This is a genomic window from Winogradskyella sp. (assembly GCF_045105575.1).
In the GTDB taxonomy this organism is placed as follows: domain Bacteria; phylum Bacteroidota; class Bacteroidia; order Flavobacteriales; family Flavobacteriaceae; genus Winogradskyella.
The window spans coordinates 39228-56496 of record NZ_JBGCDQ010000025.1; the positions used below are offsets into that span (position 1 = coordinate 39228).

Here is a 17269-nt window from a genome sequence, read left to right on the forward strand (position 1 = left end):
TGTTCAAATTTTAAGCCAAAAGTCGCCTATTTAGTTTGATAAAACCATGTTTTTTTATGAAGCTTTAAGCGTAGTTCGTTGATTTATCTTAAATTTACCAACCTGTCATTCTTGCAATATCAGGTAATCTAAGATTCAGCATAAGCGAATCCTAATAATTCTTTTAACTTTAAATAAAATAAATTCTCTCCTTTCGCAGGAAATGTATGATCTCACAAAATTCCATAGCACAAGTATTTGAAACCGCTCGCGTAGAAGAGGTTATTGGCGATTTTGTACAACTCAAAAAATCAGGGACTAATTTTAAAGGTTTAAGCCCTTTTAGTGAAGAACGCTCTCCTAGTTTCATGGTATCACCTGTTAAACAAATATGGAAAGATTTCTCTAGTGGAAAAGGTGGTAATGCAGTAACTTTTTTAATGGAACACGAGCATTTCACCTATCCTGAAGCCATAAAATACTTGGCTAAAAAATACAATATTGAAATTGAGGAAACTGAACGAACAGATGAGGAAAAAGCACAAGCAGATACCAGAGAAAGTTTATATTTAGTAAGTGAATATGCCAACACCTACTTTCAGAAAGTACTACATAACACCAATCAAGGCAAAGCCATTGGACTGAGCTATTTTAAAGAGCGTGGCTTTACTGAAGATACGATTAAAAAGTTTCAGTTAGGCTATTCCTTAGACGAATGGCAAGCCTTTACTGATGATGCTTTAGGTAAAGGATATCAACTTGAGTTTTTAGAACAAACTGGTTTAACTATTGTTAAAGGCGAAAAGCATTTCGATCGTTTTAAAGGACGTGTTATGTTTCCTATTCATAGTATGAGTGGTCGTATTTTAGGCTATGGTGGTCGTATTTTGATTGCTGACAAAAAAGCGGCTAAATATTTAAACTCACCCGAAAGCGACATCTATCATAAAAGTAAAGTGCTGTATGGTTTATATTATGCCAAACAGAGTATCGCCAAAGAAGATAATTGTTATTTAGTAGAAGGCTATACAGATGTGATTCAAATGCATCAAACCGGAATTACCAATGTGGTATCCTCTTCTGGTACCGCATTGTCTTCAGATCAAATTCGACTAATAAACAGATTAACTAATAATATTACAGTCCTGTTTGATGGTGATGCTGCTGGTATTAGAGCTTCCATCCGTGGTATTGATTTAATTTTGGAACAAGGCGTCAATGTTAAGGTTTGTACATTTCCAGATGGTGAAGATCCTGATAGTTTTTCAAAATCGAATACACTTGAGGAAGTGACCACCTACCTTAATGAAAATGCTAAAGATTTCATTCAGTTTAAGGCCTCTTTATTAGTTAAGGAAGCCAATAACGACCCTATTAAAAAAGCGGAAACCATTCGCGAAATTGTAAATAGTATTGCTAAAATTCCTGATCAAATCAAACGTGAAATCTATATTCAGGAATGTGCACGCCTTATGGATATTAGCGAAAATGTACTATTCAGCACATTAGCACAAATTAATAAAAAGGAAGTACAAGATGCTAGCAAAAAATTTAAGCAAGACCAAAAAGCCTTCGAAGTTGTAAAAAACGAACCCATAGCGCAACAGAAAGTTGATATTCAATTTGAATTAGAGCGAAAAATCATAGAAATATTGATGCTCTACGGAGAGAGAACCGAGCAGTTTGAAGATTTAATACTAACCGAAGATGAAACTTCTGGAGATTTAATATTAGAACCAACAAAACATGAAACTCGTGTTTTTGAAAAAATCTATTTAGATCTTCAAGAAGATGAAATGCAATTTTCTAATCCACAATTTAAAACCCTCTACTACTCTATTATTGATAAATTAAATCAAGACGAAAACTTTTCGACTAAAAATTTCATCAACCAATTAGACCAAGATGCAGCAAGTACAGTAACCAGTATTTTAATGGAAGACGAACGCTATAATCTTCACGACTGGGAACGTAATCAAATTATACCGAAAGGAAAAAAAGATGCTGTTTCGCAATTGGTAAGCCAAACCATTTTAAGTTTAAGGTGCCATCTCATTGACCAAAAAGTCGCAGAATACAAAAATGAAACTTTAAAAGAAGATGCAGACACGAGATCCATCATAGAAGACGTAAAAGATTACGTTGGTCTTAAGATGCTATTATCTCGTAAATTAGGAAAAGTTGTTGGATAGACCTAGTGTAATTATGCTAAGTTATGGTGTTTTGCTTGGTGAATTAAATCTACAATATTAGTCACATTCAATTTCTTAAACAATCTTGCTTTATATGTGCTGACTGTTTTTTCGTTAATATCTAATTCTTGTGCAATTTCTTTATTTTTACGACCTATAGATAATAATTTTAAAACCTCAACCTCCCTGGTTGAGAGCTTTTTAAACATACGACTTCTACTCTTTCTTGTATCCTCATAACGAAAATGTTTATCCATTTTTTCGCTAAGAGACAATTCACCTTTACTAATTTTGCGAACTGCAGCCTCAATTTCTTCAACACTTGCCTTTTTATTTAAATAACCTGAAGCTCCTGCTTTTAATGTACTTATCGCATAAATTTCTTCTGGCTGATGGCTAAACATTAAAACGTTAACAGATTTGTTTTCTTTTTTAATAGCTCTTAGTGCCGTAATACCATTCAGTTCTGGCAAATCAACTTCAGAAATAATAACATCAACATTATGCCGCCTGACAAATTCAAATATTTCTATGCCGCTACCAAGACTGCCAATAACTTTAAAGTCTGGTTTACTATTTAAAAATAATTCTAATCCAGTTCTAACGATAGGATGGCTGTCAACAATCAAAATATTTATCATGACAATTTTATTTTGGTTTTTTGGTTATCGGTACAAATATGCCACAAAGGTGCATTCAAAATTGACGTGGAGAAAACGTTAAACAAAAATAACCAAAAATTAAGTGAATTTGTGAATTTATTTAGAAAAATGCAATGATTATTTTAAATTCATAGGGATTTCGCAAATCGGTATCGCAACCATCTTATGTTTGTTTGATGTATTGTAACGCATAAATATTTCAAAAGCTTCTCTTTTTCTACCCTCAAAGTCTGCTGCTGTTTTTCCTTCATCTTTCATTTGCATTGCCCATTCCAATTCTGGATACGACGCTCCAATCTGATCTTCATCACTACGCGCATCACCAAATAAACCATCACTAGGTGCGGCTTTCATAATGGATTCTGGCACTTCAAGATAATTTCCTATGTTATAAACTTCAGATTTTAACAAATCTGCAATCGGACTCAGATCCACTCCACCATCTCCATACTTGGTATAAAAACCAACACCAAAATCTTCTACTTTATTTCCTGTTCCTGCTACAAGAAGACCTCGAAGTCCTGCATAATAATACAAAGTTGTCATTCGCAAACGTGCTCTTGTATTTGCTAAAGCCATATCTACAGTGGCCTGTTTACCGTCTAAATTCACTTCGGTCTTAAACTCTTCAAAAACAGGAGTTAAGTCTACCACTGTATCTTTTACATTAGGAAAACGCTTTTTTAACTGCGCAATATGCTCTTGAGCTCTGGTGACGTGACTCGGAGCTTGGTGAATTGGCATTTCAATACACAACAAGTCTAACCCTGTTTTAGCACAAAGTGTTGATGTTACGGCAGAATCTATTCCACCAGAAATTCCAATAACAAAACCATTAACTTTCGCATTAGTGGCATAGTCTTTTAACCAATCTACAATATGATTTACTACCTTTTCCGTTTGCATAATTTTTTAATTTTTAAAACAAAGAAGTGTACCTTTGCACAACAAAAATAATGCAATCGTGTTAAGATTAAAAATGTTTCACCAAATGCAAATTAAATTTTACATTCTATTACTGTTAGCAATCACGTTTATATCTTGTAATGAAGATTCTAAAATTGAACAAGAAATTGCCAATATTGAAGCCGATTTTACTGTGGAACGTTTTGACAAGGCTTTTTTTGAAGCAAAACCGCAAGATTTAACACAATTAAAAAGCACCTATCCCTTTTTATTTTCGAAACATGTGCCAGATTCTATTTGGGTTCGCAGAATTAATGACACACTACAAGACCAATTGCTAAGTGAGGTACAACAAGAGTTTACTGATTTTAAATCGACAAAAAACGAGCTAAAAAAATTATTTCAACATTTAAAATATTATGATAAAACGTTTAGTACACCACGTGTTATTACTTTAACCAATGATGTGGCTTACCGAGACAAAACCATAGTAAATGACTCTTTAATACTGATTGCCTTAGATAATTATCTAGGTAGAGACCATGAGTTTTACCAAAACATATCCATGTACATTGCGGCAAACATGAGAAAAAGCCGAATTGTAGCAGATATTGCGGAGGACTACGGTAAAAAATACATGTTTCAAAATCAGAGAAAAACACTGTTAGATGAAATGATCTACTTTGGCAAACTACTCTACTTTAAAGATATTGTGATTCCGTTTAAAACCGATGCCGAAAAAATGGGCTATACACAAGATCAACTAAAATGGGCTGAAGCGAATGAAAGTGCAATTTGGAGCTATTTTATTGAGAAAGAACTATTGTATAGTACCGACCCTAAATTGCCGAACCGATTTATTGCAGATGCTCCTTTTTCTAAATTTTATTTAGAATTAGATAATGAATCACCAGGACGATTAGGTCAGTATTTAGGCTGGCAAATTGTAAAAGCTTATGCCGAAGTTTCAGGCGACGATATTTTAAAAATTATGCAAACCGAATCTGAGGAAATATTCAGAAAATCGAAATTTAAACCAAAGAAATAATGTCTAAAGTTATAAAGTCTAAAATCGTATTAAACGTAGAACTTGATGAAAACCGCGTACCAGAAAAACTCAATTGGTCTGCACAAGATGGCGGAGTTAATAATGAAGAAGCTAAAGCCATAATGTTATCTGTTTGGGATAGCAATGCCCAAGAAACGCTTAAGATTGACCTATGGACTAAGGATATGCCAGTTGACGAAATGAAACTCTTCTTTCATCAAACGTTAGTGACTATGAGTGATAGTTTTTTAAGAGCAACGCAAGACGAAAAAATGACAGCAACTATGAAAGATTTCTGCGACTATTTTGCTGAGAAACTCGAACTTAAAAAGCAATAGAATTAGCTAAATCAGGAAGTATAGTCTTTCCATTATCTATAAACTTAAAGGCTTTCAGGAGAATTTACGTTTTGAAAGTAAGGTTCTAACTGAAAACTTTCAGAAGTTATTTCAATATAATCGTCTTTATGTTTTCTTTTATGTTCTAAGAATTTAGATGAGTCATAAACTTTCCATACGATCAGTTCATTAAATCGACCTGTTTTTGTTTTCATATCAATCTCAATCTTACTTATCATGCGATTAACATCATTTTGATCTGCTATTTTTTGAATTTTCTCAGAACCCGTGCCGCTGTTCACCTTGTAAACGATCCAATAAGTAGCAACAGCTTTGTATTTCTTCTCAGGATTCAATCTTCGAGTTAATAGCTCTCGAGGCCGTTTTTTTCCGGCTACGGCTAAATCGGTCTTTTTTACAATACTTTCAGAAGATTTTGCCTTCGGCAAGGGCAACTTAACATCCACAACAGGTGCAGGTATTGTATTTTCCGTAATCATTAAATTTGGCTCTGGTAGCGTTAAAGGCTTATCCCTAATTAAGGTCATTACAATAAGCTTATCAGCAAGCAGCGCTTCCACAACGTATTTCCCAACAGGAATATCTGCAATAGAAATTGACCCTTTTGTATCTCTTAGTTTTACGACACGTTGAAAATCGCTATTAAAAATTACAACTTCAAAAATGGTGCGCTCACATTTAAACACTAAACTGTCACCAGCCTTATTGAGACTGTGCTGAAGCTCATTAGCTCTAGCATTTATATTCTTAATTAAAGTTGAATTTTGACTATAACCCTGTGTAAAAACAAGTGATAGCATTAATATGCATAGCAGTCTCATAATAAGTAGGTTTTTTTGTTTTGGGAAACAATTTTAATGACGAATTATCTTTACAAATAATTCTATTATTACTGTAAATTTATGAGGTTTACACTATAGTAATTTAGAATATAGACAGGTTACTTTTTTCTTTGTTAATGTACACTCAATGCAGGTGTAATGCAAAAAAAATGGCATAACATGACACACACTTTCAAGCCTGTAATTAAGATATTTTTATCAGCTCAACTTTTACTTTAGGCGCATTAAGACCCAATGAAATTTTGGTTATCACTTTTTATAAAAGTGGAATGCCATTTTCAGGTCGGTTTAAATTGAATAAAAAAAATCCCAGATTTATAATGAAATCTGAGATTCTTTAAATTTATTACTAAGAGGCAAGATATTCTTTTGTAAGAATTTCAACATTATACCATCTTAATGCTAGATTTTCGTTGTGTATAATGTTCTAACTTTTAAAATGAAACTGTTTACAAGTCGTCTGTATTCACTTTCTTAAAATAAGGTTCTAATTGAAAACTTTCAGAAGGTACTTGCGTGAAATCACTTTTATTCATTTTTTTATGTTTCACAAATTTAGGCGGATCAAAAACCGTCCATACGGTAAGCTCGTTTAACTGACCAGCTTTGGTTTTCATATCAATTTCAATTTTCCTAATCATGCGATCAACAGTTTCTTGGTCACCCAATTTCTGAATCTTCTGAGAACTTTGTCCATTATTAATGACATATTCAACCCAATAGGTACTTACAATTCTATTTGCCCTTGCTGCATCCACTTCTCTAGTAGAGCGCTTTGGTGCTTTTTTAGCAACTTTTGTTTCCGTATTAAATAAAGATAAACTGCTGCTTTTTGTTTCTTTTTTCTTCGTTACTACTGGTCTTTTAACTGGCTTAGGTTTCGGTATCGCTTTTTTTCCTGCTACAGCCAAATCCGTCTTTTTAATACTACTTTCTGTACCTAAGTTAGGTTTTTTAGCAATCGGTGCCACTGGTGCTGCGACAGCAACCTCCTCCTCTATCTCTATTGCAGGTGCCTCTATGGTTTCATCCACACTTGCCACAGCTTCCTTTACAGGGTTCGTTTTTCTGCCAAATAAATCAGACGTATCAGTGACTAAAGGAGCTTGCTTAACAGAATCGAATGGTTCATTTCTTAATAAAGTCATTACAATCAACTTATCACTAAGTAAAGCCTCTACAATATATCTACCAACAGGAATGTCTGCAATAGGTATCGCTGCATCAGTGTCTCTTACTTTAATTACACGTTCAAAATCATCATTAAAAATGACAACTTCGTAAACCGTACGCTCACATTTAAAAATAAGGCTATCGCCTGCTTCGTTAAGATTGTGTTTGAGTTCTTTGGCTCTTACATTAACATTTTGGAATAATGTTGATTTTTGACCAAAAACTAATGTGGTCAACAGTAAGCACACAATGGTGTATAATAGTTTCATAGTTAAGTAGGTTTTTGCTTTGGGAAACAATTTTTTTCACAAGGAAAAAACAAATATGTACATTTCTTTGTTAAAATCAAAGATAATCGCTTTATTTTCTGGTGCTTTATAACTCAGATATTCTACCACTATTTTTGGTTAATATGCACCAAACGCAGATATAACGCAGAAAACACAGGATAAAGCGATAGGGATTACGATCGTAATTTTCTTTTTGTAATGTATTTATATTGTATGAAAAATATTACTTTATTCATTCGTTTGTCTTAACTTTATATACTTACAACTGATTTTTATCACCTCTAAAATTTAAAAATACATGCTCAATTCATGTTTAAAAATGACTACGGAAGTCACAAAATAGTTAAATAAAAATCACGCTATAAGTTTGCAACTTTACTATTAGTGGAATAATATGGAGTTGTATTAAACAAATCTGAAGTTAATGAATAGAAAAAATCTGGATCTGAAACCTGATGCTCCATAAACTTTGTGGTATTATACACTTCCCAAACTGTTAATTCGTTTAGTTTACCAGAGACGCTATTAAGTTCTTGTTTATGTTTTAAAATCATTCTATCGGCAGATTCCTTATTTACTAATTTCATAGTTTTACTAGAGCCACTTTCATTATTAATTTTAGTTAACACCCAATAAAATTTTTGTTTTTTTGACACTTTCATTTTATTCCTTGTGCCTGTTAAAATATATTCGATGCTCTTATTAGGTGCACTGTTTACTGTATTTAAGCCCTCATCTAGCATCATTCCTTTTCCTTCTACAACTTTAGTATTTGCAAGTGACTTTTTAGAATTATCATAATAGGGACTATATATAACAAGTCCAAAAACTATTATTTTATCAACTAACTTAGTTTCAACAATAAATTTACCATCAGGAATCTCTTGTAAAGCAATTTGCATCTTAACATCATCAACTTTTACGACATGTTCATAATCTTCATTGAAAATATCAACTTTCAAAATTTTAGTATCACATTTTAATAACAAACTGTCATTTGTAGAATTTAAATTATGCTGTAGAACTTTAGCTTTAGGATTGGTGTTTTTTTGTAATATAATGTTTTGACCAAATAGGTTTACGGTCAAAAGCAGGACGAATAGTGTACTTATGTTTTTAATCATAATAGTCACTTTTTAGGTTTGAGGGCTTTCTTCAAATACGATCTTACACGTTTTTATTTAAAGATTTAAGGTTGAAGTTATAACCTTAAAATTAAGTTGAGACAGATTTAAGATGTGTTACACTTTTCTTAGATAATGAACTTTAGGTAACGACGTAAAGCAAAAAAACAAGATTTAATTAGATGCATTTTTAGCGTTGTTAATATGTATTTTTACTAAATTAGCCTATGCGAAAGATACTATTTGGAGTCATTATTACTTTGATTGTTTTGTTCACTTTTAAATATTGTGGAGATAAGCAAGAAGATAAAATGATACTACAAGAAAACACGGCTTTAATCCAAGAGCAAATTAAAAATGTGGGGAAACTTGTGGTTACCGAAGGACATTTTAGCGAAGTTTTTACTTATAAAAACTCTAAACTTGTTTTTGGCGATTTACTCGAGGCAGAAAAACGAGCCATCGTCATTGTAAATGCGGATGTGACTATAGGCTACGATTTAAGCAAAATAGACTATGAAGTTGATGAGCTTACAAAAACACTTCGAATTAAAAGTATTCCCGAAGAGGAAATAAAAATAAGTCCAGATTTTGAATATTACGATATTCAAGCCGATTATCTAAATCCATTTGAAGCTAAAGATTACAATGCTATTAAGAAAACTGTCAACAGTTCGCTTATGAAAAAAATTGAAGCGTCCGATTTAAAATCTAATGCCCAAAACAGACTTTTAAGTGAATTAGCAAAGTTCTATATTTTAACAAATTCTCTAGGCTGGACTTTAGAATACAACGAAAACCCTATCGAGGATTTAAATCAGTTGAATAATCTACAAGGCATTTTAGATGAGCTTTAACCTAACTTTTTCTTCAAACTACCAATACCACCACCATTAATCGCATCAATACCTTTCGATTTTAAAAAACTTGCAGCATTCGCAGATCGCATTCCGCTGGCACAATGTGCAATAACAGGTTTGTTGAGTTTTTTAATTTCTTGATATCTGGTGTTCAGTTCTGGCAAAGGTATATGAATCGCAGATGCTATATGATTATTCTGATATTCGCTAAAGCTTCTAACATCTAAAATAACGGCATCTTTAACCATGTAATCTGCAATATTATTTGTCGATTTTCCAAACAATATATCTAAAAGTCCCATAAGTTCTATTTTTAACAAAAGTCTATAATTCAATGCATATCATAAGTAACGAAAGTTACATAAGTTTATAAAAATGAGATGGTTCTTTTTGATTAAATTTACAAATTATTACAATGATTAAAATTTAAAAAGCATAAGTTCCTTTTCCTTCGGAAAAGATTTAGAATAGGATGAAAAAGGCAACACGAAAAGACGAAATTATTAAAACAGCAGCCCAACTTTTTAAAGAAAAGGGCTATAGTGCAGTAACCATGCGCGATTTAGCATCAGCCATGGGAATGAAAGCTGCCAGTCTTTACAATCACATCAGTTCTAAACAAGAACTTCTTAAAGTCATTATCATTGCCGTTGCAGAGGATTTTACAAACGGCATGCGCAGCATTATAACTTCGGAAGCATCTAATATTTCCAAACTAAAAAAAGTGGTAGAGTTACACGTTCAAATCACATCAAATAATACCAATGGTATAGCGTCTTTAAATAACGACTGGATGCATCTCGAAGATCAACTCGACTATTATCTAAAACTTAGAAACGAATACGAAGCCAATTTTCTGAATATAATCGAAGACGGAATTTCTAAAAAAGAGATTAAAACCAGCAATCCTGAAATTATAATGTTTTCAATGCTTTCTACATTACGTTCACTTTATTTATGGATTCCTAAAAAGGAAGCACTCAATTCAAAAGACCTAGCCAAGAGTCTAAGTGAAGTGCTCATTGACGGAATTAACAATTAGTTAAGAATATTATTTTGTACATTTGTCTTATAAACTAACAAGTGTTAGTTAAAATTCTTGCAAAAGCAGGAATCTCATTAGTAAGGTAAAGTATAATTAAAAGATACCATGCAAGGGTGTGGCAAAAGATGGCTGAATTTCATAATTTAAAAGTAGCAGATATATATAAAGAGACAGAAGATACCTCTGTGGTTACTTTTGATGTTCCAGCAGATTTACAAGAGGAATTCAAGTTTACACAAGGGCAGCATCTTACGCTAAAAACAGACATCAATGGCGAAGACGTGCGTCGCTCATATTCATTATGCTCCAGTCCATTAGATAATAAGTGGCAAGTCGCTGTAAAATTGATTAACGAAGGCAAGTTTTCTACTTACATAAACCAAATTTTGAAGCAAGGTGATAACATCAAAGTGATGGCACCAAGTGGAAAATTTGGAGTTCCTGTTCAACCTCTCGAATCTAAAAACTATCTGTTTTTTGCGGCAGGAAGCGGTATTACACCAGTCCTTTCAATGGTAAAAGCGCACCTTGCGCAAGAACCAAACGCTACATGCAAGTTGTTTTACGTCAATAAAACCGCAAAATCCATTATCTTTAAAGAAGAGTTAGAACAGCTTCGAAATAAGTATTTTGGTAGATTCGAAATCTTTTACTTTCTCACCAAAGAAAAAAGAGATATCGAGTTATTCAACGGACGTTTCGATGATGAAAAGATGAAAATCTTAACCAACACATTTATAGACATACCAGACACCAATGACGTTTTCTTATGCGGACCAGAAAAAATGGTCAACTACGTTAGCGACTATTTAATCGATGCAGGTTTGCCAAAAGAAAATGTGCATTTTGAGTTATTCGTCACCGGACTCTCAGAAGAAGATATTAAGCGTGCAGAGCGTTTATCAAAACAAAACGTAGAAGGTGTAGAAGTAACAATTGTAGATGGTGGAAAAGAATTTTCATTCACCATGACAAAAGAATACGATAACATTTTAGACGCAGCCTTAGGAGCAGGAGCAGATTTGCCATTCGCTTGTAAAGGTGGTGTTTGCAGTACCTGTAAATGCGAAGTAAAAGAAGGACATGTTGAAATGAAAATCAACTATGCTCTAGACGAAAAAGAAGTCAGTCAAAATCTCGTACTCAGTTGTCAAGCCGTACCGACAACAGATAAAGTAGTTGTGGATTTTGATGTGTAAGCCAGAGGCGAGCATTCCCACGGAGGTGGGAATCTTATAAATTGAAATAATGATTTGGGCGTTACCCTTTTTTGCTTTTAGGAGCAAAAAAGCGTCAGGCTTTCGGCAGTCGCTTTTTTTGAGAAAAACAAAAAAGAGCTTCAACAATGCCTCAATCCTTAACGCAAAAGACCTCACAGGTTTTTAAAACCTGTGAGGTCACAAAGCCAGCAGCTAAAGGCCAAAATAGCTAAAAACATATTGAAAAAGAAAAATTAAATGTTGAAACTCTAACCTGTAAGGTTTTCAAAACCTGACAGGTTTCTAAAAAAGAATATTATGAGTGAAGAGCAAATTAGAAGTTTAGAAAGACAATTCGATGAACGTATCGCAAGAGACGAAAAAATCGAACCTAAAGATTGGATGCCAGAAAAATACCGTAAAACCCATATCAGACAGATGTCACAACACGCACATTCTGAAATTGTAGGGATGTTGCCAGAAGGTAATTGGATTTCTAGAGCACCTTCATTAAGACGCAAAGTCGCCTTATTAGCAAAAGTACAAGACGAAGCTGGTCACGGATTATACCTGTATTCAGCAACCGAAACTTTAGGCATTTCTCGCGAAGAAATGTACGAGCAATTACATACTGGTAAAGCTAAATACTCTAGTATTTTTAACTATCCAACGATTACTTGGGCAGATATGGGAGCTATCGGCTGGTTGGTTGATGGTGCAGCTATTATTAATCAAGTGCCACTTTGTAATACATCTTACGGACCTTATGCAAGAGCAATGATTCGTGTATGTAAAGAAGAAAGTTTCCACCAACGTCAAGGTTTCGAAATCATGATGAAGTTGGCAAACGGAACACCAGAGCAAAAAGATATGGCGCAAGATGCATTAAATCGCTGGTGGTGGCCAAGTCTTATGATGTTAGGCCCAACAGATGATGTTTCAGTTCACACAGAACAATCCATGAAATGGAAACTAAAACGTAAATCTAATGACGACTTACGTCAACAATTTATAGACCAAACAGTACCACAAGCAGAATTGATTGGATTAACCATTCCAGACCCAGATTTAAAATGGAACGAAGAACGTCAAAGTTACGACTTTGGAGACATCAATTGGGACGAGTTTTGGCAAGTCGTAAAAGGTCATGGCCCAATGAATAAGCATAGAATGAAAGCAAGAGTTGGTGCGTGGGAAGAAGGTGCTTGGGTTCGTGATGCTGCTATGGCTCATGCCGAAAAGAAACAAGAAAGAAAACAAAAAGAAGCAGTTTAATATTCCTTAAATATTCATAAGAGTAGTATCCCCTTGAGGGGACTTTAGGGGTGTTTCAAATGCTAATTATTTAAGAATTCAAAACATCAATTAAAACTTTTTTTGAATTCAGATTCCATTTTGGGTTCGAGTTCAAATTCAAGTTCAAATTCAATTTCACATGAAAAACTGGCCACTTTGGGAAGTCTTCGTAAGAAGTAAAAACGGATTAGAACATCGTCACTGCGGAAGTTTACACGCTGCAGATGAAGATATGGCTCTAGAAAATGCACGCGATGTTTACACAAGACGAAGCGAAGGCGTAAGTATTTGGGTTGTAGAATCCAAACACATCACAGCCTCAAATCCAGAAAATAATGGTGAATTATTTGAACCTGCTCACGATAAGGTATATCGTCATCCCACATTTTACGAATTACCAGACGAGGTAAAACATATGTAAAGTGAACTTGAAGTCGAAGTCGAATTTGAAAAAAGAAATATGAGCGATAATAAATTTGATTTAACAGAACGACTCGAAGATTTTGCAGCATCCATAATAATATTGTATGACAAAAAACCTTTGTCTTATGCAGGTGATTATTTAGCAAAACAACTGATACGCTCATCTTGCTCTTCGGCTTTAAATTATGGTGAGGCATTAGGCGCAGGTACAGATAAGGATAAAATAAATAAGCTAAGAATTTCACTTAAAGAATTAAGAGAGAGTCAAAGAAATTTGAATATTCAATCAAAAGCTAAATTATTTTCAGAAGAAAGTCTTTCAAAACTTAAAGATGAGAATGATCAGCTTATCAGAATTATGGTAACAAGAATTAAAAATATAAATTAAAAGCAATTAATTTGAAGTCACCTTTCAACTTCAACTTCAACTTCAACTTCAACTTCAACTTCATTTTATGAAAGAAAACTTATACAACTATATCCTAGGAATAGCTGACAACAGTCTAATTCTTGGCCAACGCATGGGAGAACTCTGCGGTCACGGACCAAGTTTAGAAACTGACATCGCTTGTACTAATATTTCTCTAGATTTATTTGGTCAAGTGCGCAGTTATTTTCAATACGCAGCCAAAATTGCTGGAGATAACAGAACCGAAGACGATATTGCAATGCTCAGAAAAGAGCGTGAGTATAAAAATGTATTGTTAGTAGAGCAACCAAATACAAACTTTGCTTACACTTTGGGACGTCAATTTTTATTCGATGTGTATCATTTAGCGTTCCTCAAAGAATTACAGAAAAGTACAGATTTAACGCTTTCTGCAATTGCAAACAAATGTGTGAAAGAAGTGAGTTATCACGAGCGTTTTTCTTCAGATTGGATTAAGCGTCTAGGTGACGGAACAGAAGAAAGTAAAGCTAAAATGCAGGAAGCCATTGATGATTTGTGGACGTATACTGACGAATTATTTCATCAAACAGAAGCAGACAAAGCTATGGTAGAAGAAGGCTTTGGTGTTGATGTTACAAAACTGAAAGAAGCCTATTACGCTGAAGTAAACCAAGTTTTGGAAGAAGCTACACTTACAATCCCTGAGTCTAAATATTTTCAAAAAGGCGGTAAAGAAGGTATTCATACAGAGCATTTGGGTTATTTATTAGCCGAGTTGCAATACATGCAACGTGCGTACCCAAATATGGAGTGGTAACAAAAAAATGAAATCGAAGTTGAAATCGAAGTTGAAGTTGAAGTTGAAGTTGAAGTTGAAGTTGAAAATCGAAACTAAATATTTAAGCTTAGACATTTAAATTCAATTATAAATAGAAAAAGTACAATTTTAAATATTAGAATTGTCCCCTTGAGGGGACTTTAGGGGTGTTTTTTTTGAGAAATGAAATATTTAAAACATCCCTAAGAAACTTTTAGTGGGAAACATGACAACAACAGAACAAAACATCGACGGCATTTTAGTTCCAATATTGGAAGCAGTCTCAGACCCAGAAATTCCTGTATTATCAATAATGGATATGGGAGTTGTACGTTCTGCAATAATCATAAATAATATCGTACACGTCGAAATCACACCAACCTACAGCGGCTGCCCAGCAATGGATGTTATTGGTGATGATATCAAACTAGCGCTTAAGCAAGCAGGTTACGACTCTAAAATAGAATTAATCCTACATCCAGCGTGGACAACAGATTGGATTACACCAAGAGGACGTAAAGCATTAGAAGATTACGGAATTGCAGCACCTTTAGATGCTGATGCAGATAAAGACGTTTTGCTTAATGGAAAACGTATTGTAAAATGTACAAACTGTCAATCTCAAAACACAAGACTGGTAAGTCAATTTGGTTCAACGGCATGCAAAGCACAATTCCAATGTGATGATTGCCAAGAACCTTTTGATTATTTTAAATGTCTCAAATAAATTTATGAATGCACGGATTGTCCCCTTGAGGGGACTTTAGGGGTGTTTTAAAAAGAATATCAATATGAGTTCAATCCAACTAAAAATAGAAAATAAAGTAGCATTTATAACACTAAATAGACCAGAAGTATTTAACAGTTTCAATCGTGAAATGGCTTTTTTACTTCATGATACATTAGATGCTTGCGAAAACAATGCAGAGGTTAGAGCAATCGTTTTAACAGGAAATGGAAAAGCATTTTGTGCTGGTCAAGATTTAAAAGAAGTCACAGACCCAGAATTAAATCCTGGTTTCAAAAAAATACTCGAAGAACATTATAATCCTATAATCACTAGAATTCGCTCGATTAAAAAACCAATTATAGCAGCTGTAAATGGTGTTGCTGCTGGTGCAGGAGCAAATATTGCGTTAGCTTGTGATATTGTAGTTGCACACGAAAAAGTAAGTTTTATTCAAGCATTTAGTTTAATTGGTTTAGTGCCAGATAGTGCAGGAACGTTCTTTTTACCAAGATTGATTGGCTTTCAAAAAGCTTTAGCCTTAGCAATGTTAGGAGATAAAATTTCAGCAAGTGAAGCCGAAAATATGGGAATGATTTACAAGAGTGTATCTTTAGATGATTTCGAAGAAACGATAAATAAATTAGCAACTAAACTAGCCAATATGCCAACCAAAGCATTAGGCCTTATAAAAGAATTATATAACGCGTCAATGACAAACACTCTAGAAGAGCAATTGGCATTAGAGTCTAAATTGCAAATTATTGCAGCACAAAGTAACGACTACAAAGAAGGAGTTGCTGCGTTTATAGAAAAGCGTAAACCAGAATTTAAAGGGAATTAAAGTTAACAACCTACAAGGTTTTCAAAACCTTGTAGGTTTTTTTATCTTATGACAAAACAAACCCTCATACAAACTCACAACAGAATAAAACCCTTTATTCACAAAACACCTGTGTTAACCTCACAATTGTTAAACGAAAAAACAGGTTGTAATTTATTTTTTAAGTGTGAGAACTTTCAAAAAATGGGTGCGTTTAAAATGCGAGGTGCAGCTAATGCTATTTTATCGATAACAGAGGAAGAAAGAAAGCGAGGAGTTGTAACCCATTCCTCAGGTAATTTTGCACAAGCCGTTTCATTAGCAGCTCAAAAATTAGGAGTCAAAGCCTATATTGTAATGCCTGAAAATGCACCACAAGTAAAAAAAGATGGTGTTAAGACTTACGAAGGTGAAATTATAGAGTGTGAATCGACACCTCAAGCAAGAGAAGCAACAGCCAATAAAATAAAAGAAGAAAAAGGCGCATCTTTTTTGCATCCATCTAATCAAGATGAGGTCATATATGGTAATGCGACTGCTGCTATGGAATTACTTGGCGACTATCCAAATTTAGACGTAATTTTAACACCAGTTGGTGGTGGAGGCTTGATTGCAGGGACAGCACTAGCAGCGCATTATTTTTCAGAAAACTGTAAAGTGATTGGTGGAGAACCTATGGAAGCAGATGATGCATACCGCTCATTAATTTCAGGTAAAATTGAAACTAACGATAGTTTTCACACTATTGCAGATGGATTAAGAACACATTTAGGAGACCGAAATTTTCCTATTATTCAAAAGCACGTGGAAAAAATTATTCGTGTAGAAGAAGCCGAAATTATAAGTGCTATGCAATTGATTTGGGAACGTATGAAGATTATTATAGAACCCTCATGCGCAGTACCTTTCGCAGCAGTATTAAAACATAAAGAAGAATTTAAAAATAAGAACGTTGGCATTATTATAACAGGTGGTAATGTTGATTTGAAAAATTTACCGTTTTAAAAATCGTAATTTTAAATGGTTTTTTTGGAGACTGAGCGTAGTCGAAGTCAAAACCTTGTAGATAAAAAAAAGTTTAACTAAATAGTTTCTTCCCTTTGGGAAGACGGA

Annotated in this window: 19 protein-coding genes; 13 read left to right on the plus strand and 6 right to left on the minus strand. The window is 33.9% G+C overall.

Features of this window, described 5'->3' with window-relative positions; genetic code table 11:
- The first annotated feature begins 206 nt into the window (after positions 1-206).
- Positions 207-2171: a DNA primase gene (dnaG, locus tag AB8B52_RS06065; RefSeq protein WP_406026222.1), complete on the plus strand. Its 1965-nt coding sequence runs from the start codon at positions 207-209 to the stop codon at positions 2169-2171.
- Between the two features lie 11 nt (positions 2172-2182).
- Here the strand turns inward: dnaG and AB8B52_RS06070 are convergent, their stop codons facing one another.
- Complete coding sequence (locus tag AB8B52_RS06070) at positions 2183-2812, minus strand: response regulator (protein WP_406026224.1); 630 nt, start codon at positions 2810-2812, stop codon at positions 2183-2185.
- 138 nt (positions 2813-2950) lie between these two features.
- On the minus strand, positions 2951-3739 hold the full coding sequence (nadE, locus tag AB8B52_RS06075) for an NAD(+) synthase (RefSeq protein ID WP_406026226.1): 789 nt from the start codon (positions 3737-3739) through the stop codon (positions 2951-2953).
- An 85-nt stretch (positions 3740-3824) separates the two neighbouring features.
- Between nadE and gldB the strand changes: the two genes are divergently transcribed.
- Entirely contained in the window at positions 3825-4787 is a 963-nt protein-coding gene (gene gldB, locus AB8B52_RS06080) for a gliding motility lipoprotein GldB (RefSeq protein ID WP_406026228.1), read from the plus strand.
- Positions 4787-5125, plus strand: a complete 339-nt coding sequence (gene gldC, locus AB8B52_RS06085) for a gliding motility protein GldC (RefSeq protein WP_406026230.1) — start codon at positions 4787-4789, stop codon at positions 5123-5125. The genes gldB and gldC overlap by 1 nt, the downstream gene beginning before the upstream one ends.
- 44 nt (positions 5126-5169) lie before the next feature.
- On the opposite strand, the gene AB8B52_RS06090 is transcribed toward gldC, so the two are convergent.
- The 3 genes from AB8B52_RS06090 to AB8B52_RS06100 form a co-directional block, all read right to left on the minus strand.
- Positions 5170-5967, minus strand: a complete 798-nt coding sequence (locus AB8B52_RS06090; RefSeq protein ID WP_406026232.1) for a hypothetical protein — start codon at positions 5965-5967, stop codon at positions 5170-5172.
- Positions 5968-6437: 470 nt separating this feature from the next.
- Positions 6438-7430 carry a hypothetical protein gene (locus AB8B52_RS06095; protein ID WP_406026233.1) on the minus strand — a complete coding sequence of 331 codons (993 nt, stop codon included), beginning with the start codon at positions 7428-7430 and terminating at the stop codon, positions 6438-6440.
- A gap of 380 nt (positions 7431-7810) precedes the next feature.
- Positions 7811-8575 (minus strand): hypothetical protein, encoded by a 765-nt coding sequence (locus AB8B52_RS06100; protein ID WP_406026235.1) that lies wholly within the window; start codon positions 8573-8575, stop codon positions 7811-7813.
- 227 nt (positions 8576-8802) lie between these two features.
- Here AB8B52_RS06100 and AB8B52_RS06105 point away from each other — a divergent pair, with 227 nt between their 5' ends.
- The gene (locus AB8B52_RS06105; protein WP_406026237.1) at positions 8803-9432 is read left to right on the plus strand and encodes a DUF4230 domain-containing protein; all 630 of its coding nucleotides are present in this window, start codon (positions 8803-8805) and stop codon (positions 9430-9432) included.
- Here AB8B52_RS06105 and AB8B52_RS06110 read toward each other — a convergent pair.
- Positions 9429-9737, minus strand: coding sequence for a rhodanese-like domain-containing protein (locus AB8B52_RS06110; RefSeq protein WP_406026239.1), 309 nt, complete (start codon positions 9735-9737; stop codon positions 9429-9431). The two genes, AB8B52_RS06105 and AB8B52_RS06110, sit on opposite strands and share 4 nt — an antisense overlap.
- 170 nt (positions 9738-9907) lie before the next feature.
- Between AB8B52_RS06110 and AB8B52_RS06115 the strand changes: the two genes are divergently transcribed.
- The 9 genes from AB8B52_RS06115 (at position 9908) to AB8B52_RS06155 (ending at position 17161) form a co-directional block, all read left to right on the plus strand.
- Complete coding sequence (locus tag AB8B52_RS06115) at positions 9908-10477, plus strand: TetR/AcrR family transcriptional regulator (RefSeq protein WP_406026241.1); 570 nt, start codon at positions 9908-9910, stop codon at positions 10475-10477.
- A 128-nt stretch (positions 10478-10605) separates the two neighbouring features.
- A complete protein-coding gene (locus AB8B52_RS06120) occupies positions 10606-11679 on the plus strand; it encodes an FAD-binding oxidoreductase (protein WP_406026243.1) in 1074 nt (357 codons plus the stop codon).
- A 318-nt stretch (positions 11680-11997) separates the two neighbouring features.
- The gene (paaA, locus tag AB8B52_RS06125) at positions 11998-12954 is read left to right on the plus strand and encodes a 1,2-phenylacetyl-CoA epoxidase subunit PaaA (protein WP_406026245.1); all 957 of its coding nucleotides are present in this window, start codon (positions 11998-12000) and stop codon (positions 12952-12954) included.
- 160 nt (positions 12955-13114) lie between these two features.
- On the plus strand, positions 13115-13396 hold the full coding sequence (gene paaB, locus AB8B52_RS06130) for a 1,2-phenylacetyl-CoA epoxidase subunit PaaB (RefSeq protein WP_406026246.1): 282 nt from the start codon (positions 13115-13117) through the stop codon (positions 13394-13396).
- Positions 13397-13435: 39 nt separating this feature from the next.
- The gene (locus AB8B52_RS06135; RefSeq protein ID WP_406026248.1) at positions 13436-13786 is read left to right on the plus strand and encodes a four helix bundle protein; all 351 of its coding nucleotides are present in this window, start codon (positions 13436-13438) and stop codon (positions 13784-13786) included.
- A 67-nt stretch (positions 13787-13853) separates the two neighbouring features.
- Positions 13854-14606: a 1,2-phenylacetyl-CoA epoxidase subunit PaaC gene (paaC, locus tag AB8B52_RS06140; protein ID WP_406026250.1), complete on the plus strand. Its 753-nt coding sequence runs from the start codon at positions 13854-13856 to the stop codon at positions 14604-14606.
- A 226-nt stretch (positions 14607-14832) separates the two neighbouring features.
- Positions 14833-15333 (plus strand): 1,2-phenylacetyl-CoA epoxidase subunit PaaD, encoded by a 501-nt coding sequence (paaD, locus tag AB8B52_RS06145; protein ID WP_406026252.1) that lies wholly within the window; start codon positions 14833-14835, stop codon positions 15331-15333.
- Between the two features lie 64 nt (positions 15334-15397).
- Positions 15398-16177 carry an enoyl-CoA hydratase-related protein gene (locus AB8B52_RS06150; RefSeq protein WP_406026254.1) on the plus strand — a complete coding sequence of 260 codons (780 nt, stop codon included), beginning with the start codon at positions 15398-15400 and terminating at the stop codon, positions 16175-16177.
- A 48-nt stretch (positions 16178-16225) separates the two neighbouring features.
- Positions 16226-17161, plus strand: a complete 936-nt coding sequence (locus AB8B52_RS06155; RefSeq protein WP_406026256.1) for a threonine/serine dehydratase — start codon at positions 16226-16228, stop codon at positions 17159-17161.
- Positions 17162-17269 lie beyond the last annotated feature (108 nt).